Source organism: Pseudolabrys taiwanensis (assembly GCF_003367395.1).
In the GTDB taxonomy this organism is placed as follows: domain Bacteria; phylum Pseudomonadota; class Alphaproteobacteria; order Rhizobiales; family Xanthobacteraceae; genus Pseudolabrys; species Pseudolabrys taiwanensis.
Map to the genome: position 1 here is coordinate 362,205 of NZ_CP031417.1, position 18,752 is coordinate 380,956.

General features: G+C 63.4%; 19 protein-coding genes. 8 read left to right on the top strand and 11 right to left on the bottom strand.

Annotated features, from left to right (window positions below):
- Positions 1-69: 69 nt before the first annotated feature.
- Together pssA and DW352_RS01675 are read left to right on the top strand one after the other, a co-directional pair.
- On the top strand, positions 70-942 hold the full coding sequence (gene pssA, locus DW352_RS01670) for a CDP-diacylglycerol--serine O-phosphatidyltransferase (RefSeq protein ID WP_115687915.1): 873 nt from the start codon (positions 70-72) through the stop codon (positions 940-942).
- 5 nt (positions 943-947) lie between these two features.
- A complete protein-coding gene (locus DW352_RS01675) occupies positions 948-1,568 on the top strand; it encodes an urease accessory protein UreE (RefSeq protein ID WP_245434286.1) in 621 nt (206 codons plus the stop codon).
- Positions 1,569-1,580: 12 nt separating this feature from the next.
- On the opposite strand, the gene DW352_RS01680 is transcribed toward DW352_RS01675, so the two are convergent.
- From DW352_RS01680 to DW352_RS01690, 3 genes are all read right to left on the bottom strand, one after another.
- Positions 1,581-2,243, bottom strand: coding sequence for a glutathione S-transferase family protein (locus tag DW352_RS01680; protein WP_115687919.1), 663 nt, complete (start codon positions 2,241-2,243; stop codon positions 1,581-1,583).
- A gap of 171 nt (positions 2,244-2,414) precedes the next feature.
- The gene (locus DW352_RS01685) at positions 2,415-2,759 is read right to left on the bottom strand and encodes an AprI/Inh family metalloprotease inhibitor (protein WP_162826713.1); all 345 of its coding nucleotides are present in this window, start codon (positions 2,757-2,759) and stop codon (positions 2,415-2,417) included.
- A 48-nt stretch (positions 2,760-2,807) separates the two neighbouring features.
- Entirely contained in the window at positions 2,808-4,304 is a 1,497-nt protein-coding gene (locus tag DW352_RS01690) for a CoA-acylating methylmalonate-semialdehyde dehydrogenase (RefSeq protein ID WP_115687923.1), read from the bottom strand.
- Between the two features lie 257 nt (positions 4,305-4,561).
- On the opposite strand from DW352_RS01690, the gene DW352_RS01695 reads away from it, so the two are divergent.
- From DW352_RS01695 to DW352_RS01705, 3 genes are all read left to right on the top strand, one after another.
- Complete coding sequence (locus DW352_RS01695) at positions 4,562-5,347, top strand: motility protein A (protein ID WP_115687925.1); 786 nt, start codon at positions 4,562-4,564, stop codon at positions 5,345-5,347.
- Between the two features lie 27 nt (positions 5,348-5,374).
- Positions 5,375-6,202 (top strand): OmpA/MotB family protein, encoded by an 828-nt coding sequence (locus DW352_RS01700; protein ID WP_115687927.1) that lies wholly within the window; start codon positions 5,375-5,377, stop codon positions 6,200-6,202.
- Between the two features lie 202 nt (positions 6,203-6,404).
- Positions 6,405-8,327, top strand: coding sequence for a potassium transporter Kup (locus tag DW352_RS01705; protein ID WP_115687929.1), 1,923 nt, complete (start codon positions 6,405-6,407; stop codon positions 8,325-8,327).
- Positions 8,328-8,330: 3 nt separating this feature from the next.
- Here the strand turns inward: DW352_RS01705 and DW352_RS01710 are convergent, their stop codons facing one another.
- On the bottom strand, positions 8,331-8,762 hold the full coding sequence (locus DW352_RS01710; RefSeq protein WP_115687931.1) for a MarR family winged helix-turn-helix transcriptional regulator: 432 nt from the start codon (positions 8,760-8,762) through the stop codon (positions 8,331-8,333).
- 101 nt (positions 8,763-8,863) lie between these two features.
- Between DW352_RS01710 and DW352_RS01715 the strand changes: the two genes are divergently transcribed.
- Together DW352_RS01715 and DW352_RS01720 are read left to right on the top strand one after the other, a co-directional pair.
- Positions 8,864-10,762 carry a chloride channel protein gene (locus DW352_RS01715; RefSeq protein WP_115687933.1) on the top strand — a complete coding sequence of 633 codons (1,899 nt, stop codon included), beginning with the start codon at positions 8,864-8,866 and terminating at the stop codon, positions 10,760-10,762.
- A gap of 29 nt (positions 10,763-10,791) precedes the next feature.
- Positions 10,792-11,133 (top strand): rhodanese-like domain-containing protein, encoded by a 342-nt coding sequence (locus DW352_RS01720; protein WP_115687935.1) that lies wholly within the window; start codon positions 10,792-10,794, stop codon positions 11,131-11,133.
- Here DW352_RS01720 and DW352_RS01725 read toward each other — a convergent pair.
- A complete protein-coding gene (locus DW352_RS01725) occupies positions 11,130-11,828 on the bottom strand; it encodes an outer membrane protein (protein ID WP_245434287.1) in 699 nt (232 codons plus the stop codon). The two genes, DW352_RS01720 and DW352_RS01725, sit on opposite strands and share 4 nt — an antisense overlap.
- A gap of 203 nt (positions 11,829-12,031) precedes the next feature.
- On the opposite strand from DW352_RS01725, the gene DW352_RS01730 reads away from it, so the two are divergent.
- Positions 12,032-13,126 (top strand): polyamine ABC transporter substrate-binding protein, encoded by a 1,095-nt coding sequence (locus DW352_RS01730; protein WP_115687939.1) that lies wholly within the window; start codon positions 12,032-12,034, stop codon positions 13,124-13,126.
- 140 nt (positions 13,127-13,266) lie between these two features.
- On the opposite strand, the gene DW352_RS01735 is transcribed toward DW352_RS01730, so the two are convergent.
- The 6 genes from DW352_RS01735 to DW352_RS01760 all read right to left on the bottom strand — a co-directional run bounded on the left by DW352_RS01735 (position 13,267) and on the right by DW352_RS01760 (position 18,686).
- Entirely contained in the window at positions 13,267-14,214 is a 948-nt protein-coding gene (locus DW352_RS01735; RefSeq protein ID WP_115687941.1) for a lipid A biosynthesis lauroyl acyltransferase, read from the bottom strand.
- Between the two features lie 197 nt (positions 14,215-14,411).
- A complete protein-coding gene (locus tag DW352_RS01740; protein ID WP_115687943.1) occupies positions 14,412-15,434 on the bottom strand; it encodes a zinc-binding dehydrogenase in 1,023 nt (340 codons plus the stop codon).
- Positions 15,435-15,457: 23 nt separating this feature from the next.
- Positions 15,458-16,732 carry a beta-ketoacyl-ACP synthase gene (locus DW352_RS01745; RefSeq protein ID WP_115687945.1) on the bottom strand — a complete coding sequence of 425 codons (1,275 nt, stop codon included), beginning with the start codon at positions 16,730-16,732 and terminating at the stop codon, positions 15,458-15,460.
- A gap of 11 nt (positions 16,733-16,743) precedes the next feature.
- Positions 16,744-17,928, bottom strand: coding sequence for a beta-ketoacyl-ACP synthase (locus DW352_RS01750; RefSeq protein ID WP_115687947.1), 1,185 nt, complete (start codon positions 17,926-17,928; stop codon positions 16,744-16,746).
- Positions 17,921-18,394, bottom strand: coding sequence for a 3-hydroxyacyl-ACP dehydratase FabZ family protein (locus DW352_RS01755; RefSeq protein WP_115687949.1), 474 nt, complete (start codon positions 18,392-18,394; stop codon positions 17,921-17,923). Before DW352_RS01755 ends, DW352_RS01750 begins: the two co-directional genes overlap by 8 nt.
- Before the next feature lie 10 nt (positions 18,395-18,404).
- The gene (locus tag DW352_RS01760; protein ID WP_115687951.1) at positions 18,405-18,686 is read right to left on the bottom strand and encodes an acyl carrier protein; all 282 of its coding nucleotides are present in this window, start codon (positions 18,684-18,686) and stop codon (positions 18,405-18,407) included.
- Between the last annotated feature and the right edge of the window lie 66 nt (positions 18,687-18,752).

Here is an 18,752-nt window from a genome sequence, read left to right on the forward strand (position 1 = left end):
ACGGCGGCGCGTGGTCGCGGCTGACCGCCGTGGCGGAACCGTGGGCGACGTTGTATATTTCCTATTACCATGGTGTTTCAGCCCTTCGACCCCGCTCCGCCGCCGTTCCGCCGCCGCTTCAAAGCGATTCCGGTGCGCACGCTGCTGCCCAACCTCATCACGCTGCTGGCGCTCTGCGCCGGCCTGACGGCGATCCGGCTGGCGATCGAGAGCAAGCTCGAATGGGCGCTTGCCGCCATCGTTTTCGCGGCCTTGCTTGACGGCATCGACGGCCGTGTCGCGCGCATGCTCAAGGGCACGTCGAAATTCGGTGCCGAACTCGACAGTCTGGCCGATTTCGTGAACTTCGGCGTGGCACCGGCCCTGATCCTGTATTTCTGGGGCTTGCACGATCTGAAATCGGCGGGGTGGATCGTCGCGATGGTGTTCGCGATCTGCGCGGGCTTAAGGCTCGCGCGCTTCAATGTGATGATCGACGATCCGAACAAGCCGGCTTGGGCTGCCGACTTCTTCACCGGCATTCCGGCCCCGGCGGGCGCCATCACCGTGTTGCTGCCGATCTATCTCTATTTCCTCGGCGTGCCGAACAGCCTCGTCGTCATCTGGTTCACCTTCGTCTACACGCTCGCGATCGCGTTGCTCATGGTGTCGCGGCTGCCGGTCTTTTCCGGCAAGCGCATGGGCAAGCGCGTGCCGCCGGAGATGGTGCTGCCGGTCTTCGTCGTCGTGGTGCTGTTCTTCGCGTTGTTGATCAGCTACCCATGGGCCGTCCTGACTCTCGGGACGATCGCGTATCTTGTGTGTCTACCGCTCGGCTGGTGGGCTTATCGCGAAAACGTCCGGAAGGACGCCGAAGCGGCGGCCGTATCTGACGCCGATGTCGGTGTTGCGCCGCCGCCAATGGGCGCCGGCGACGACGACCGGCCCGCGCGGCTCAATTGACTCTTTTGGCTCCTTCCGCCGGACGATCCATGCCCCGTGCTCTCCGCGCTATCGCCGCAAACGACCGTCACGGTCGTACGCCCGTCGACACTGTTATCCTCGATTATGCCCAGCGCAGCACGCCGAAGATCACGGTCAGCGGCGTGAAGGGCACCGGCATCGATATCGATCTGGAAACGCCGGTGCGGCTGCGCACCGATGATCTGCTCGAGCTCGATAACGGCGCATTGATCGAGGTGGTCGCGGCGCCCGAACCGTTGATCGAGTCGCGCGCGACCGATGTATCGGCCCTAGCGCGGCTTGCCTGGCATCTCGGCGACCGCCATGTGCCGGTGCAGCTTCTGCCGAACCGTATCCGGGCGCAGCGTGATCCAGCGATCGAGGCGTTGTTGAAATCGCTGGGCGCCAAGGTGGTGCACCTCGAAGCGCCGTTCGAGCCCGAAGGCGGCGCCTACGAAACGGCACATGCGCATCACGATCATGCGCATCATGACCACCATCACGATCATGACCATCATCATGGCCATAACCATGATCACGCCCATTGCGGGCATGATCATCATCATCACGACCATGATCATGGGCACGATCACCATGGCCACGGGCATCATCACCACGACAAATAGGCTCGCTCGATCTCAGACGGCCGGCTTCGATCCGAACGGATAGCCGGGCATCAGATCGTAAGGATGGCCCCAGCCGGGCAGGGCTTTCATGCGCCCGAGCCACGCGCCGATCGCCGGATGATCCTTGGCGATGTCGAAGCCGAATTCGTCGGCGGGATAATAGAGATAGCCGGTCATCGAGATATCCGCGATGGTCGGTTTGTCGCCGACCAGAAAGGGCGTTTGCTCGAGCCGCTTGTTGACGATGGCCAGCGCCGCCTGCGCGCGCCCTTTCAGGAACTCCATCACCGCGGGGTCGCCCGGCGTCGGCGCAAAGTTTTTCAGGAAGCGAAAGGGGCCGAGAAAGCCGTTAACTTTCTGATTGTCGAAAATGATCCAGCGCAGTGCTTCCAGCTTCGCGTCCTCGCCTTCGGGTTTGTACTGGCCGGTGAGGTCCGACAGATAGGTCAGGATCACGCCCGATTGCGACAGCTTCTTGTTACGAACGTTGTCGACGAGCACCGGCGCTTCCCCCATCTCGTTCACGCTCTCGCGGAACTCCGGCGTACGTTGCGGCGCGGTGCCGAAAAAGTCGTACCAGACCGGCTTCCAATCGGCGCCGATGAGGTTGAGCATTAGGGCGCCCCGATACGCATTGCCGGATTGGGCGAAGCAATAGAGCTGATATTCGGACATTGATGAACTCACATGGAGGGCGGACGATGGCCGCGCCATGAAAGCTCTTCATCGAGTCACGATCAAGCGCCGACGCAACACCGATTTCCGCTCGTCCCCGCGAAATCGGGGACCCAGCGCTGGATTCCCGCTTGCGCGGGAACGAGCGGAGGTCAACTTGCGCCGAACCGCTCAGCGCGCCAGCGTGATCTTCATGCCGGTGACGGCTTCGCCGTCGAATTGTCCGGCGGCAAATTTCAGCGTGCCGAGCGGTTGGCCGTCATCTTCACTGATGGTGAGAGCGTCGCCTGCCAGCGACCAGCGTCGGCTGAGAAAGAACCGGCCGGGGCAGCCGCCTTCGGGCGCCATGCGGCCTTCGGGCGCACCGTTGGCGCCGCTGAAATTAATGCCGCAGGGTGGGGCGTTAGGCGCTGCCAGAAACCAGCGGCCGCTCATCGTGGTCGGCGGGCCGGCTTGAGGCGAAGAGGATGTGGCAGCGGTAAGCTGCTCGCCGGCGCAGCCGGCGAGCAGGAGCATTGTCGATAAGGCCGCGAATCGGACGAATGCCATTCGCGACTTTGTAGCTTATTTCATCGTCGGGATCACGAACTCGGCGCCTTCCTTGGTGCCGGTTGGCCAGCGCGAGGTGACCGTCTTGGTCTTCGTGTAGAAGCGGATCGAGTCCGGACCGTGCTGGTTGAGGTCGCCGAAGCCCGAGCGCTTCCAGCCGCCGAAGGTGTAGTAGGACAACGGTACCGGGATGGCGAAGTTCACGCCGACCATGCCAACCTCGACCCGGCTGACGAAGTCACGCGCGGTGTCGCCGTCGCGGGTGTAGATGGCAACGCCGTTGCCGTACTCGTGTTCGGACGGCAGACGCACGGCTTCCTCGTAGTCCTTGGCGCGGACGACCGAGAGCACCGGCCCGAAGATCTCTTCCTTGTAGATCGTCATGTCGGGCGTCACGTGGTCGAACAAGCAGCCGCCCATGAAGAAGCCGTTCTCGTAGCCCTGCATCTTGAAGCCGCGACCGTCGACGAGCAGCTTGGCGCCTTCCTTGACGCCGGTGTCGACGTAGCCCTTCACGCGGTCGAGCGCCTGCTTGGTCACCAGCGGGCCGTAGTCGGCCTGCGGGTCGGTCGAGGGGCCGATCTTTAGGCTCTCGACGCGCGGGATCAGCTTCTTGAGCAGGGCATCGGCGGTCTTCTCGCCGACCGGGACCGCGACCGAGATGGCCATGCAGCGCTCGCCGGCCGAGCCGTAACCCGCGCCGATCAGCGCGTCGACCGCCTGATCCATGTCGGCGTCCGGCATCACGATCATGTGGTTCTTGGCGCCGCCGAAGCACTGCACGCGCTTACCGTTGGCGCAGCCGGTCGTGTAGATGTATTCGGCGATCGCCGACGAGCCGACGAAGCCGACCGCCATGATGCGCTTGTCGTTGAGAATGGTGTCGACCGCTTCCTTGTCGCCGTTGACGACGTTGAACACGCCTTCCGGCAGGCCGGCCTCGAGGAACAGCTCAGCGATGCGCATCGGCACCGACGGCGCGCGCTCGGACGGCTTGAGGATGAAGGCATTGCCGCAGGCGAGCGCGGGCGCGGCCTTCCACAGCGGGATCATCGCCGGGAAGTTGAACGGGGTGATGCCGGCGACGACGCCAAGCGGCTGACGCAGCGAGTAGAGGTCGGTGTTCGGGCCGGCGCTACCGCTGAACTCGCCCTTCATCAGGTTCGGGATGCCGCAGGCGAACTCGACGACTTCGAGGCCGCGCTGGATGTCGCCCTTGGCGTCCGGGAAGGTCTTGCCGTGCTCGGAGGAGAGGAGGCGCGCAAGGCTGTCGTATTCCTTTTGCACCAGCTCCAGGAATTTGAACATAACGCGGGCGCGGCGCTGCGGGTTGGTCGCCGCCCAAACCGGCTGCGCGGCCTCGGCGTTCGCGATCGCGTGCTCAACCTCGGAGTGCTTCGCGAGGGCGACCTTGGCCTGCACCTCGCCGGTATTCGGATCGAAGACGTCGCCAAAACGGCCCGAGACCCCTTTGACGGACTTGCCGCCGATGAAATGACCGATCTCACGCATGGGTCTCAACTCCTTCGATTTGACTGGATATTCGCCAGTGGGCTGTTTCCGGTCCGGGGCCCCCCAGGAGGGCGCGGATTCCGGGCTGCTTTTTGCAGAATTTTGCCCGCAGGTCACGGGGGGTGACACGGCGTCTGGCGCGTTTTTCTTTCACCATCGGTTAGCCTTTACCCCCCCTTAAGCGGCCCCAGTCTAGGGTCGCCGCGTGGCGTCGGCTTTGTTACGGCGCAAGTCGTGCGTGGGGTGGGGTTCAAGTCATGGATATTGCGACCGGTCTCGGTCTTGTTGCCGGCGGCATCGTTCTCATATCGTTGATCTTGATGGGCGGCGATGTCGGGATGTTCCTCGATTTGCACGCGTTCATCGTCATCTTCGGCGGCTCCTTCTCGGCAACGCTTATCCGCTTTCCCTTCAGTGCGATGGTGCACGGCCTGCCGCTCGGCATGAAGTTCGCCTTCACCATGCGCCGCATGAGCCAGCGCGAACTGGTCGACGAGATCGCCGGCCTTGCCGAAATCGCGCGTAAACAAGGCCCGATCGGCCTCGAGAAGGTCGAGGTCGAAGACCCCTTCCTCGCCAAGGGCATTCGCTTCGTCGCCGACGGTTACGACACCGAATTCATCCGCGACAATCTCGAGCGCGATCGCGACAATTTCCTCACGCATCTCGACGAAGGCTCGAAGATCTATCGCGCGGTCGGCGACTGCGCGCCGGCCTTCGGCATGATCGGCACGCTGATCGGCATGGTGCAGATGTTCGCCAACATGACCGATCCGTCGAAGCTCGGTCCCTACATGGCGGTCGCGCTCCTTGCCACGTTCTACGGCGCCGCGGTCGCCAACCTGTTCTGTCTGCCGATCGCCGACAAGCTGCACCTCAAGCTGATCGACGAAGAAATCAATCGTACCCTGATTATCGACGGCGTGCTCATGATCCGCGAAGGCAAGAGCCCGACCTTGGTCCGCGAAATGTTGCTCGCTTATCTGCCTGAAAAGCATCGTCACAGCGAAGCGGAAGGCGAGGCGGAGGCGGTGCCCGCTTAGAAGGCGGACACGTGAAGGAGCGCCAGGATGGCGAGACGTAAAGACGGTGGACACGGTGGCGGTCACGGCTGGTTCGTGACGTTCGCCGACCTCATGGGCCTGATGATGGCCTTCTTCGTGATGCTGGTCGCGTTCTCCACCCAGGACCAGGCGAAGCTACAAGTCGTCGCCGGATCGATGCGCGACGCTTTCGGCGTGCAGGACCGCGTGCGCTATTCCGGCATCATCGAGGTACTCGGCCTGCCGACGCGTCCGAAGCTCAAGAACGCCGCGCACATCGATCCGTCGGAAGCGTCGGCGACGCCGTCTCCGGACGAGCACGACCGCCAGCGCACCTACGGCGCCCGCTTCAAGGAAGACCGCAACTTCGCGCTGGCCTCGGCCTCACTCCGGCAGGCGTTGCAGGAGATGCCGGAGATCAGCGAGATCTCGAAACACATCATGATGGAGGAGACCAAGCAGGGCCTGAACATCGAGATCGTCGACCAGGACGGCCGCTCGATGTTCCCCGACGGTCTCAAGCAACCCTATGAGCGTACGCGCAAGCTGATCCAGAAGATCGCACCGTCGCTCAAGGCCATGCCGTACCGCATTTCCATCGTCGGTCACACGGCGACGAGCAATCTGCCGGCGAAACCCGGCTACGGCCCCTGGGATCTCTCCGCGGACCGGGCCAATGCCGTGCGCGAGATCCTCGCGGCGGAAGGTGTGCCAAACGGTCACATCTACATGGTCGCCGGCCGGGCCGACACCGACCCGCTTTTCCCCGACAATCCGTCGATGCCGCCGAACCGCCGCGTCACTATAACGTTGATGCGGGAGGAGCCGCCGGTTCCGCCCGATTTGAAGCCCTAAGCCAATTCCGGCGTCGTGGTCTTTAGAGGACGGCCGGTCGCGAGAGGAACCCGGACGGTACTTCGGTAGCGTCCGATCCTGCCTGCGACGCCTATTTGGCCGAATCGGGTCGGTTCACAGCGGTGGCTATGCAGACGGGGCACTCCGGTCTATAAGCCGCCGCCTCGTATGCTGTGATCCAGAGGCCCAGGCCGTTCACGTGATGTCCCATACCAATGCAGCCGCTGCGGACGCGCCCATCGCCGGCGTCGATGGGGCCGACCCGGTAAAGCACAATTTTTGGGCTTTGACCCTCGGTAGCATCGGTGTCGTGTACGGGGACATCGGTACCAGCCCCCTCTATGCGTTACGCGAATCGGTCGTCGCCGCTACCAGCGGTGGCGGGCCGGCCAACGAGCCAGTGATCCTCGGCATCCTCTCATTGATCATCTGGGCGCTGCTGCTGGTGGTGACGGTCAAGTACGTCATCATTCTTTTGCGCGCGGACAATAACGGCGAGGGCGGTACGCTTGCATTGATGGCGCTCGCCTCGCGCTCGCTCGGGCGCGTGAGCGGCACCGTCATTCTGCTCGGCATCATCAGCGGCGCGTTGTTCTATGGCGATGCAATCATCACGCCCGCCTTATCGGTGTTATCGGCGGTGGAGGGCCTCAAGGTCGCGACGCCAACCTTTGAGCACTATGTGGTGCCGATCACGATCCTGATCCTGGTCGGGCTGTTTTCGGTTCAGTCGCGCGGTACCGCCAAGGTGGCGGCATTCTTCGGCCCGATCATGGTGGTCTGGTTTGTCGTTATCGCGGTCGCCGGCTTGTGGCACATCGTGAAGAATCCGATGGTGCTTTATGCCTTCAATCCGTACTACGGTATCTACTTCCTAATTCATCACGGCATCATCGCATTCTTCACGCTGGGCGCCGTGTTCCTCTGCGTCACGGGCTGCGAGGCGCTATACGCCGATCTCGGCCATTTCGGCCGCACGCCGATCCGTTTCGCCTGGCTCGTCATGGTGCTGCCGGCGCTCGCTCTGAACTATCTCGGCCAAGGCGCACTGGTGCTCGCCGACGCGAAGGCGATCGAGAATCCGTTTTTCCTTTTGTTTCCCGAATGGGCGCTGCTGCCGATGGTGGTGCTGGCGACGATCGCGACGGTGATTGCGAGCCAGGCCGTCATCAGCGGCGCCTATTCGCTGACCCGTCAGGCCATTCAGCTTGGCCTGCTGCCGCGTTTCGAAATTCGCCACACGTCGGCGACGCTCGCGGGACAGATATTCATGCCGCGCGTCAACGTCCTGCTGCTGGCCGGCGTGTTGCTGCTGGTCGGCATCTTCCGTTCTTCGAGCGCGCTGGCGTCGGCCTACGGCATCGCCGTCACCGGCACGATGGTGGTGACCGCGATGATGGCTTTCATCGTCATCTGGAAGGTGTGGCGCTGGTCGGCGGTGGCGGCGGCGGCGCTGATCGCGCCGTTCTTGTTCATCGATTTCACGTTCCTCGTCGCCAACATGCTCAAGATCATCGAGGGCGGTTGGATGCCGCTGGCGCTCGGCGCGCTGGTGATGGTGGTGATGTATACGTGGCGCCGTGGCAGCCGCCTGTTAATTCAGAAGACGCGGCGCCAGGAAATTCCGCTGTCGACTTTGGTCGCGAGCCTGGAAAAGAAGATGCCGCACACGGTGCCGGGAACGGCGGTGTTCCTGACGAGCGATCCCGAGTTCGCGCCGACCGCGCTGCTGCACAGTCTCAAGCACTACAAGGTGCTGCACGAGAAGAACGTCATTCTCACGATCGAGACGGCGGACACGCCGCGTATCGATCCGGCCGAGCGCGTGCGCATCGAGCCGGTCGGCGAGACCTTCTTGCGCGTGACCTTGCGCTTCGGCTTCATGGAGACGCCGAACGTGCCGAAGGCGCTGGCGATCGCGCGTAAGCTCGGCTGGCAATTCGACATCATGTCGACGTCATTCTTCCTGTCGCGGCGCCTGCTCAAGCCGGCCGCCAAGTCGAGCATGCCGCGCTGGCAGGACCGGCTCTTCATTGGCCTCACGCGCTCCGCCAACGACGCCACCGATTACTTCCAGATTCCCACCGGCCGCGTGGTCGAAGTCGGCACGCAGGTCACGATCTGACGCTCACGCCTTCGGCTTGAAGTGCGTCAGCAGCGTTTGCAGCAGCGGCGCCAGCCGTTCGAGTTCGTCCCGGTGTGCGGCCGACAGCTGTGCCAGCAGTTTCTCGGCCTTCGGCGTCAACGTCAGCAATACCTGCCGCCGGTCCTCTGAGCCCGTCTGCCGTTTCACCAGCGCATTCGACAAGAGACGGTCGATCAGTCCGACCGCGCTGTGAGGCCGGATGCCCAGCCGCTCGGCGAGGTCGCCGGTGGTCATCGTTTTCTTCTGACCGAAGCCCTTGATCGCCAGCAGTGCTTGATGCTGCTGGGCGGTGAGCCCGGCTTCTTCGGCTGCGCCTTCGCTGAAGAGCAGAAAGCGGCGCAGCAGATAGCGGAACTCCGCCAGCCGCTCGTAGTCGGCGTCGGTGAGGGGGCGGCCTGACGCCTTGGTGCTCATGACCGTGCTCCGCGAGCTGCCATGCAATATCCCTGTTTCAAAATATATCGTACTACGATATATGTGCCGGCCTTCATTTTCCTCGTCCACAGGTGCCGATTATGCCGAGCGACGTTTCCCCTGATCGTTCAACACGCTCCCCGGTTGGGCCGCAGGAAACAGGCGGCCGGTCGGTCCAGGATCGTTTGCGGGATTTCAGCACGGATCGGCGTCTCTTTCTGCTGGTCGGGATGGCATTGATCGTCGGCTGCGCCGGCGCCGCGGCCGCCTGGGCGCTGTATCATCTGATCGCGCTTGCCACTAATATCGCCTATTACGGCCGTTTCAGCACGGCCCCGGCGTCCCCACCGGATCACGGGCTCGGCTGGCTCTCGGTGCTGATCCCGGTGACGGGCTGTATCATCATTGGCCTGATGGCGCGCTTCGGCTCGGAGAAGATCCGCGGCCACGGCATCCCCGAAGCCATGGAAGCGATCCTGATCGGCCGCAGCCGCATTCAGCCGCGCGTCGCGTTGCTCAAGCCGCTGTCGTCCGCGATATCGATCGGCACCGGCGGCCCGTTCGGCGCGGAAGGGCCGATCATCATGACCGGCGGTGCCTTCGGCTCGCTGTTCGCGCAGCTGTTTCATCTCACGAGCGCGGAGCGCAAGACGCTACTCGTCGCCGGCGCGGCGGCAGGCATGAGCGCGACCTTCGGCACACCGGTCGCGGCGATGCTGCTCGCGGTCGAGCTTCTGTTGTTCGAATGGAAGCCGCGCAGCTTCGTGCCCGTTGCCATCGCGTCCATCATCGCGGCGGCGCTCAGGCCTTATCTGCTTGGCGGCGGCGTTTTGTTTCCGATGGCCGAGAGCGCGGAGTTCGTTCCCCTGGCGCTCGGCTGCGCCGCTGTCCTCGGCGTGGTGGCCGGGCTCGCCTCCGGTCTCCTGACTCAAATGGTCTACGCTTGCGAAGATGCGTTTCAGCGCCTGCCGATCCATTGGATGTGGTGGCCCGCCCTCGGCGGCGTCGTTATTGGCGTCGGCGGCATGATCGAGCCGCGCGCCCTCGGCGTCGGCTATGACAATATTGCCGCGCTTCTCAACGGGCAGATGTCGACCGTGGAGATTGTGCGGTTGATCGCCGTGAAGGCCATCATCTGGTCGGTCGCGCTCGGCTCCGGCACGTCGGGAGGCGTATTGGCGCCGCTGTTGATGATGGGCGGCGCGCTCGGAGCGCTGTTCGGCGGCATCGTGCCGTTCGGTGACGGCGGCACGTGGGCGCTGATCGGTATGGCCGCGATCATGGGTGGCACGATGCGTTCGCCGCTGACGGCTATCGTCTTTGCGCTCGAGCTCACGCACAATGTCGATGCGCTCGTTCCCGTGACCGTGGCTTGCGTGTTGGCGCATGCGACGACGGTGCTGCTGTTGCGCCGCTCGATCCTGACCGAAAAGGTGGCGCGCCGCGGCCATCACGTGATGCGCGAGTATGTGGTCGATCCCTTCGAGATGATGCGGGTCTCCGACATCATGGCGCGGCCGGTCGAAACGCTACCGGCCGACATGCCGGTCGCCGACGTCGTCACGTTCTTCACGTCCGACGATATGGCGACACGCCACAAGAGCTATCCGATCATCGACGCCGACCGCCGGCTTGTCGGCATGGTTTCGCGCTCCGACGTACTGCGCTGGACGGTCGAAGGTTGGGGTACGGGCCAAGTGTTGCGCGAGGCGATCGGCGAGCAGGACGTGACCGTGGGCTACGAGGACGAATTGGTCGGCCGTCTGGCCGACCGCATGGCGGCCCTGGACGCGAGCCGGGTTCCGATCCTGCGACGGAGTGACAATGCCGTGGTCGGCCTCGTCGCACGCCGTGACTTGCTGCGCGTCCGCGCGCAGGGCGTGCGGCACGAGACCGAACGCGAAATCCTGCTCAGGCTGCGGCGTGGCCCGGCAGAGCAGGGGGATCTGGCTGCGAGAGGCGGCCAAAAGTCTGATGCCAGACCGGCCGTTTCCGGCTAGAACGGCGCCGGAAGAACGGAGTGCCGTCCATGGCCGATGAAATGGCCCGAGCCAACGAAGTCACCAATCTGACCCCGGCGGAAGTCGCGGCCGGCGTCGAGGCGGGTCGCATCCTGCTCGTCGACGTCCGCGAGCCGAACGAAACCGCCGTCGAGCGCTACCCCGAGGCGGTGATCGTGCCGCTGTCGACGTTTGACCCCGCGACCATTCCTGATCCGCAAGGCCGTCAGGTCGTTTTCGCGTGCCGGTCTGGCCGACGCTCCATGACGGCGTCGCTCGCCGCCCAGGACGCCGGCTATCCCTATAAGGCGCACCTTGCCGGCGGCATCCTTGGCTGGAAGGCCGCCGGGATGCCGACGCGTACCGGCTAAAGCCCGAAGCGATAGTTCAGGCCAAGCTTGACCACTTGGGTGTTGAGCTTGACGCCTGACGAACCGTCGACGGTGAGCCCGCCGGCGGTGGCGAAGCTCGGTGTGACGGACGGAAACGTCAGATAATTGTATTCCACCTTCACCGAGACGTTCTCCCAGAAGGCATATTCGAGGCCCGCGCCGAAGAGCCATCCGGTGCGGTTAGAGGTGGCCGTGGCGGTGCCGCCGAAACCGTCGTTGGCGTCCCACTTGTCGCGGGTCCATGCTGCGCCGACTTTGCCGAAGAGCAGAAGCCGGTCGAAGGCATAGCCGAGGCGGCCCGCAGCGGTGGCGAAATAGTCGTTCTTGAGCGTCAGTGTGCCGGCGAACAAAGTCTCGTCGACTTTGACGTTGGCCCATGAGTATTCGCCTTCGACGCCAAGCACGAACTGGCCGATCTGATAGTTGAAGCCGGCCTGCGCGCCGCCGAGGAATCCTTTGGCCGTGCGCGCGTCACCATCGGCGCTGAAGCGGCTCCAGCCGTAGCCGATGTGTCCGCCGATATAGAAACCGGTCCAGCTGAAAACCGGAACGGGCGTGAGAAGCGGCGGCGCCTTGTAGACCGGTGCGCGCAAGTCGGCTGCGATGGCGGTGGAAAGGACTGACGAGAACGCTACAAACGCAACCGATACCCACATTGCTGCGGATCGGCGCATGCGCTCATCCTTCGCGTAAAGACGGAAGAGGAAACCAACAAACCTAACCCGCGCTTTTTAACTGATTCGTGCGGTATTAAGCTATGTTTTAACGCGACGGCTCTTTTGATTGTCAATATCGCTGTTGCGGCGCTTCGTCGTGCTCCACACGTTCGCTATGCTGCAGGCAGCCGGAATTTGCTTTACGTCCTGAGAGGTTATCGATGCGCCGCGCATTCTTTGCCGCTTTGTTCGTCCTCGTGGCCGGGCTGATGCCGGCCGGCGCTCAGGCGCAGCGCACGGTGAACGTCTACAACTGGTCGGACTACATCGATCCGACCGTCCTGGAGGACTTTACCAAGGAGACCGGCATCAATGTTCAGTACGACACCTTCGATGCCAATGAGACGCTGGAAACCAAACTGCTCGCCGGCAAGTCCGGTTACGACGTGGTGGTGCCGACGGCCTATTTCCTCGAGCGCCAGATCAAGGCCGGCGTATTCCAGAAGCTCGATAAGAACAAGCTGCCGAACCTGACGAATGTCTGGCCGGAAATCGCCAAACGATTGGCGAGCTACGATCCGGACAACCAATATGCCGTCAACTACATGTGGGGCACGACCGGCATCGGCTACAACGTCAAGGCGATAAAGGCGCGGCTCGGCGAAGGTGCGGTCATCGACAGCTGGGACGCGGTGTTCAAGCCGGAAGAGCTCGCGAAGCTGAAGGACTGCGGCATTCATATGCTCGATAGTCCCGACGACATCCTGCCGGCGGCACTGCAATATCTCGGTCTCAATCCTAACTCGACGGATCAGAAGGATATCGAGAAGGCGGCGGAGTTGATGTTGAAGATCCGCCCGTCGGTGCGGAAATTCCATTCCTCCGAGTATCTCAACGCGCTGGCGAGCGGGGAGATTTGTCTCGTCGTCGGCTGGTCCGGCGACATCAAGCAGTCGCAGAAGCGGGCGGCGGAAGCCAAGAACGGCGTCGAGATCGCCTATGCGATTCCGAAGCAGGGCGCGCAGATGTGGTTCGACAACTTCGCCATCCCGAAGGATGCCGCGCATGTCGACGAGGCCTATGCCTTCATCAACTATCTGCTAAAGCCTGAAGTCGCGGCGAAGAACTCGAACCTCGTTTCGTACGCCAATGGCAATCTTGCCAGCCAGAAGTTCATCGACAAGGCCGTGCTCGATGACAGAAGCGTTTATCCCGACGATGCGACGATGGCCAAGCTCTATACCGTGAGCGCGCGCGATCAGAAGACGCAGCGCCTGATCAATCGGCTGTGGACCAAGATCAAGACGGGGCGCTAAAGCGGTTTATGGTCAGGTTCAAACACCCTCCGTTCATTCCCGCCACCTATAGTGCGCAAGTCGGCTACAGCCGACTTGCGCACCTCAAGACCGATATGGGGTGAACCCGATATCGATGCAGCGCTCCTCACCATGAGAGACTAGGACGTTGGAGCATCATCCTCGGGGCGCCAACGCCGGTGCTGCCACAGCCATTGCTCGGGATATTCGCGGACCCAGCCTTCGATCACGGTGATGATCTGCTGCATGGTGCCGGCGATATCGACCTTGCCGTCGGCATCGCGAACCGGCTGGATCTCGTCCGTCAGTTCGGCGCGGAACCGGTTGCCGGGCAGACGGATGATGCGCGTGCCGTGGATCGGGCAGTCGAAGTGCTGCGCCAAACGCGCGATCAGCGGATTGGCGCGCGTCTTGCGACCGAAGAACGTCACTTCGACGCCGCGCACGTAATACTGATCGACCAGCATGCCGACATGCGCGCCGCGCTCGAGCGCCTGCGAAATCTTCATCGGCGCGTCCAATCCAGTCGAGATCAACTCGCCCATGGTCGCCGAGCGCGTCTCGGTAATCCAGTCGTTCAGCCGCTTGATGTTCGGCCGGCGGTAGAGCACCGCGCTATCGAGCTTGTAAGTGGCGGCGCAGATCGCCGGCAACTCCCAATTGGCGAGATGCGCGGCGAAGATGAGCGCCGGCTTGCCGTCGTTGAGCAGCGTGCGGAAGCGCTCGATGTCGGCGTCGTTGAGCTGGATGCGCCCGTCCTTCTTCGGATTGTCCGCATCGAAATCCCAGAGCCGGTCGAGATGGGCGAACTCGGCGCCCATGTGGCCGATATTGTCCCAGGTGCCGGCGAGGATCTTCTCGATTTCGGCCGGCGTTTTCTCGGGGAAGGCCGCGGTGAGCTGATCGCGCGCGATCTTGTTCTCGCGGAACAGCGGGCCGATCGTGCGCATGACAGCGCCGCCGATATCGGCCATGCGGTCCGGATTGACGCCGCGCAAGGCGCGCAGGAAGCCGACCGCCAGCGCACCGGCGACGGCATCGCCCGTCTGCTTAAGGCCGCGCCGCAGCTTTCGTTTCAGCGTGCTCATGTTTGAAGACGTCTCACGCGCATCGCCTCGTACTCCGCTCATTCCCGCGCGCAGACGTCAGCTTACCCGATGTCTGCCGTCTATCGTGCGCAAGTCGGCTATAGCTGACTTGCGGCGGGAATCCAGTGCCACCACGCGAAGGACTTGAAGCTACAGGACTGGGGCCCCGCTTTCGCGGGGACGAGCGCGACCGGCGGCTAGAAGTTGATGATGACCTTGCCGAAGACCTGCCGGCCTTCCAGCCGCGCCAGACCCTTCTCGAACTCGGTGAGCGGGAATTCGGAGTCGATGATGGCGCTCATGCCGGCGGCCATTTTCGACAGGCTGTCGCGGATGTTGCGGATCTGGCAGCCGAACGATCCAAGGATCTTGTACTGCTGCTGGAAGAGCTGCATCAGATTGATGGTGACGGTCGGGCCCGCGGTGGAGCCGCAGGTGACGAGGCGGCCGCCGCGCTTGAGGACCAGCAGCGAGCCGTTGAAGCCTTCGCCGCCGACATGTTCGAACACGACGTCGACGCCTTTCTTGGCGGTGAGCTTGCGCGTCACGCCTTCGAAGCGGTCTTTCTTGTAGTTGATGACATGATCGGCCCCCAGCGCCTTGGCCTTCTCGGCCTTCTCGTCGTCGCCGACAGTGGTGATCACGGTGCAGCCGAGCGCCTTGGCCATCTTGATCGCGACCGAACCGATGCCGGAGCCAGCCGCATGCACCAGAATGGTCTCGCCGGGCTTTAGCTTGGCGTTGTCGAACAGCATGTGCTCGGTGGTGCCGAAGGCGATCGGCGCGCAGGCGGCGTCGCGCAGCGACACGCCGTCCGGCACGGGCACGACAAGCCGCGCCGGCATGTTCATCAGTTCGCGCGCGAAGCCGTCGATGTGGAAACCGAATACGCCGCCGACGTTTTCGCAGAGATTGTCGCGGCCCTCGCGGCACGCGGCGCAATGGCCGCAAGTCATCGCGCCGTACATCGTGACCTTCTGGCCCGGCTTGAAGCCCGTCACGCCGGGACCGACCGCGGCGATCTCGCCGGAAGCTTCGGCGCCGACGACCAGCGGCAGCTTGCGTTTGGCGAAAGCCATGCCGCGGAAGCCCCATACGTCGAGATGGTTGAGGCCGACCGCTTTGATGCGGACCTGTACCTCGCCCTCCGCGGGGGCAGGCGGGGCCGGAACGTCGACAAGCTCGAGCTTGCGATCGCCAATGAGCTGAAGTGCGCGCATATGAAAGTGACGAGCGGCGGCCTTTAGGCCGCCGGCTCGAGCCCCATGATCAGCGAGACGTTTTGCCCGCCGAAGCCGAATGAGTTGGAAATGACGTGCTTGAGCTTGGCGTCACGCGCCGTGTTCGGCACGACGTCGAGCGGGATCGCCGGATCGGGCGTGTCGTAGTTGATCGTGGGCGGCATACGTTGGTTCTGCAGCGTCAGGATCGAGAACACCGCTTCGACCGCGCCGGCCGCCGAGAGCGTGTGGCCGATCATGGATTTGTTGGACGACATCGGCAGCGTCTTCAGGCGTTCGCCGAAAACGTTGGCGCAGCCAAGATATTCCATCTTGTCGTTTTCCGGCGTCGAGGTGCCGTGCGCGTTGACGTAATCGATGTCGTCGGGCGTCAGACCGGCATCTTTCAACGCAACGTTCATGCAGCCGATGATCGGCTTGCCGTCCGGGCTCGAGCGCGTGCGATGGAACGCGTCCGTCATCTCGCCACAGCCTTCGAGCACGCCGAGGATCTTGGCGCCGCGCGCCTTGGCGGAGTCGTAGCTTTCCAGCACCAGCGCACCGGCGCCTTCCGCCATGACGAAGCCGTCGCGCGTCTTGGAGAAGGGGCGCGCCGCCTTGTGCGGCTGGTCGTTCTGCGTTGACAGGGCCGACAGCAGCGAGAAGCGGATTACCGCTTCCGGATTGATCGAGCCGTCGGTGCCGATGCACAGCGCCGCATCGGTCTCGCCGCGCCGGATCGCTTCGACGCCAAGCTGGATCGCGGTCGCGCCGGAGGCGCAGGCCGTAGACAGCGAGATCGGCGTGCCGCGCGTGCCGTACTTCTCCGCGAGGTGATCGGCGACGGAGCCGAACAGGAAACGCTCGTGATAGGCTGGAAACTGGGCGCTGACCCGCAGGAGATCACTGTAGGTGACCTTCTCGTTGGCGCCGGCGCGGGCGCTGAGTTCGAAGCGCTGCGGCCATTCCATCTCGATCGGCGCGACGGCGAGGAAGAGCGGCCCGGGAAAGTCGCCCTGCGCGCCGATGCCGGACTGCGCAACGGCCTCTTCGGCCGCCAAATTAGCAAATCGTTCCGAATAGGACGCGGCGCAAGGCTGCGCGTCGAGGAAATCAATGGTGCCCGCTATGCGTGTCCGCAGGCCATCGGTCGGGAAGCGGGTGATGGCGCGGATGCCGGATTCGCCGGCGGTAAGCTTGGCCCAGTTGTCGGTCTTTCCGGCGCCGAGCGAGGTGACGACGCCGAGGCCGGTGACCACGACGAGAGGACGGCCAAACTTGTCCTTGCCAGCAGCCATGTTCTCTCTCCTCAACCGACCTTTTCAACCAGCGCCAGGCCTTCGCCGCGCCAGTGACCGACGCCCGACACCAGGACCTGGTTCAGCGCGCCGCTCATCGGCTTTTCAAGGCCGGATGAGTCACAGGGTGGAAACAGATTACCATGAGACAGCGCAACCGTGGCCAGCGCGAGATTCATGACGAACTGAGGTTCCAGCCCATGACCGAGATAGGAGCCGGTCGCGCGCACGGCAAGATCGCCGTGCTCGGCAAAGAACGCACGCTCTTCGGCGGTGGCGGGGTCCGCACCGGTCGCGCCCGAGAGCACGGCGGCGCTGCCTTTGACCTTGTTCTTGACCTTGTCCCAGAGGCCGCTGAGCGAGGCGGTGATCGTGCCTGGCTTGCGGTTGGCGCGGTCGGACACGACGGCCGACAGCTTTGCCAAGGGCTTGGCGCCGCGTGCTTCGGCGTGTTCGCGGGCTTCGATGACGAGGAACGCGCCGAGCGAGCCGAGCGCGAAACCTTTGCCGCTGCGCTCCCAGACCGGTGCGAACTTGTCCCGGAGCGACAGGCCGGCGAATTCGTAGAGCATCAAGAGGTCGGGCCGTTCGCCATTATGCGCGCCGCCGACCAGCGCAATGTCGCTCTGTCCCGCAGCAATGCGCGAATAGGCGATGCGCACCGCATCCACGCCGGCCGACTCTTCGCCCATGAACGTACGCGACGAACCGGTCACGCCATGCGAGATCGAGATGTTGCCGGCGAGCAGATTGGAAAGCTGCGCCAGGAACAGCGTCGGGCGCAGGTCGCTCATCAGCCGCTCGTTCAAGAACGCCGCCGGATTGGCTGCATGCGGCGTGCCGGTCAGAATGGTCGAGTCGACATTGACATCGCGCTCGCCGCCGCCGGCGGCGACGATCATGTCAGTGTGCGAAAGGATGTCCTTCTGACCCTTCAAGCCGGCGGAGTCGAGCGCGAGACCGGCCGCATACGTGCCGATGCGCTGCCAGTTCTCCATCTGGCGCTGTTCTTTCTTCGTGATCTGGGCGTCGAAATTGATCGGCGCCAGCGGATGCACGATGAAAGGTGCGAAGGTCGTCGTATCGACGACGATCTTGCCTTCGTTCAGTTTCTGCCAATGGGCGTCGGCTCCTTCACCCAGGCACGAAACGATACCGATACCGGTAATCCACGCCTCACGCACGCCCTCAGCCATTGGCCGGGACCTCGTCGGGGAAGCCGATGCGCTCTGCGGTCTTGCGCATCTGTTCACTCATTTCTGGATTGGGGAAGGGCATCACGCGCAGCGTCAATACCGCGTCGCAGATCGCCTTGCCCTTGGTGCTGATATTGGCCTTGGTGACGGCGTAGCCCGAGCCTTCGTGCAGCAATGTTGCGTTGACCGACAGAACCATGCCGGGGGTCACGAAGGTGCGGAATTTGGCGTCCTTCACCGCGGCGAGGAACGGCATGCGCTCGAAGCGGTTCATGGCGACGACAAGCCAGCCCGATGTTTGCGCCATCGTCTCGGCCAGCAACACGCCCGGCATCAGCGGGTAGCCGGGGAAGTGGCCCTCGAAGATGGTGCTTTCAGACGGGACTGTCGCCTCCGCACTGATCGTCCGGTCGGCTAAACGAAGGTCGACGATCCGGTCGATCAGTTGGAAATACTCGAGCCGCATGAGACAGGCGTTATGCCCCCTTGGCTGCGACGAGTTCGTCGATACGGGCGCTCAGGTTCTTCAGCACGAAATACTGGTCGGTCGTCGCCTTGCCGTCGTTGACCTCCTGGGTCCACTGCTCAAGCGGCAGCTTGATGCCGAAGGCCTTGTCGATGGCAAAAGCGATGTCGAGAAAATCCAGGCTGTCGATGCCGAGATCGTTAATGGCGTGGCTGTCCGGGGTAATGGAATCGCGCGGAATATCGCAGGTCTCGGCGATAATATTGGCGATCGTATCGAACGTCGAGGACATAGGTAACTCTCTGATTAGGAAGGATTTTTCTTCGAACGGACACCCAAGGCGCCCGGCCTCGCGCGC

What these genes read in the sequence shown, in the direction of transcription:
- pssA (WP_115687915.1), top strand. Translation starts at nt 70, where the DNA reads ATGGTGTTTCAGCCCTTCGACCCCGCTCCGCCGCCGTTCCGCCGCCGC.
- DW352_RS01680 (WP_115687919.1), bottom strand. Translation starts at nt 2,243, where the DNA reads ATGTCCGAATATCAGCTCTATTGCTTCGCCCAATCCGGCAATGCGTAT.
- DW352_RS01685 (WP_162826713.1), bottom strand. Translation starts at nt 2,759, where the DNA reads ATGCTCCTGCTCGCCGGCTGCGCCGGCGAGCAGCTTACCGCTGCCACA.
- DW352_RS01690 (WP_115687923.1), bottom strand. Translation starts at nt 4,304, where the DNA reads ATGCGTGAGATCGGTCATTTCATCGGCGGCAAGTCCGTCAAAGGGGTC.
- DW352_RS01695 (WP_115687925.1), top strand. Translation starts at nt 4,562, where the DNA reads ATGGATATTGCGACCGGTCTCGGTCTTGTTGCCGGCGGCATCGTTCTC.
- DW352_RS01700 (WP_115687927.1), top strand. Translation starts at nt 5,375, where the DNA reads ATGGCGAGACGTAAAGACGGTGGACACGGTGGCGGTCACGGCTGGTTC.
- DW352_RS01705 (WP_115687929.1), top strand. Translation starts at nt 6,405, where the DNA reads ATGTCCCATACCAATGCAGCCGCTGCGGACGCGCCCATCGCCGGCGTC.
- DW352_RS01710 (WP_115687931.1), bottom strand. Translation starts at nt 8,762, where the DNA reads ATGAGCACCAAGGCGTCAGGCCGCCCCCTCACCGACGCCGACTACGAG.
- DW352_RS01715 (WP_115687933.1), top strand. Translation starts at nt 8,864, where the DNA reads ATGCCGAGCGACGTTTCCCCTGATCGTTCAACACGCTCCCCGGTTGGG.
- DW352_RS01720 (WP_115687935.1), top strand. Translation starts at nt 10,792, where the DNA reads ATGGCCGATGAAATGGCCCGAGCCAACGAAGTCACCAATCTGACCCCG.
- DW352_RS01725 (WP_245434287.1), bottom strand. Translation starts at nt 11,828, where the DNA reads ATGCGCCGATCCGCAGCAATGTGGGTATCGGTTGCGTTTGTAGCGTTC.
- DW352_RS01730 (WP_115687939.1), top strand. Translation starts at nt 12,032, where the DNA reads ATGCGCCGCGCATTCTTTGCCGCTTTGTTCGTCCTCGTGGCCGGGCTG.
- DW352_RS01735 (WP_115687941.1), bottom strand. Translation starts at nt 14,214, where the DNA reads ATGAGCACGCTGAAACGAAAGCTGCGGCGCGGCCTTAAGCAGACGGGC.
- DW352_RS01740 (WP_115687943.1), bottom strand. Translation starts at nt 15,434, where the DNA reads ATGCGCGCACTTCAGCTCATTGGCGATCGCAAGCTCGAGCTTGTCGAC.
- DW352_RS01745 (WP_115687945.1), bottom strand. Translation starts at nt 16,732, where the DNA reads ATGGCTGCTGGCAAGGACAAGTTTGGCCGTCCTCTCGTCGTGGTCACC.
- DW352_RS01750 (WP_115687947.1), bottom strand. Translation starts at nt 17,928, where the DNA reads ATGGCTGAGGGCGTGCGTGAGGCGTGGATTACCGGTATCGGTATCGTT.
- DW352_RS01755 (WP_115687949.1), bottom strand. Translation starts at nt 18,394, where the DNA reads ATGCGGCTCGAGTATTTCCAACTGATCGACCGGATCGTCGACCTTCGT.
- DW352_RS01760 (WP_115687951.1), bottom strand. Translation starts at nt 18,686, where the DNA reads ATGTCCTCGACGTTCGATACGATCGCCAATATTATCGCCGAGACCTGC.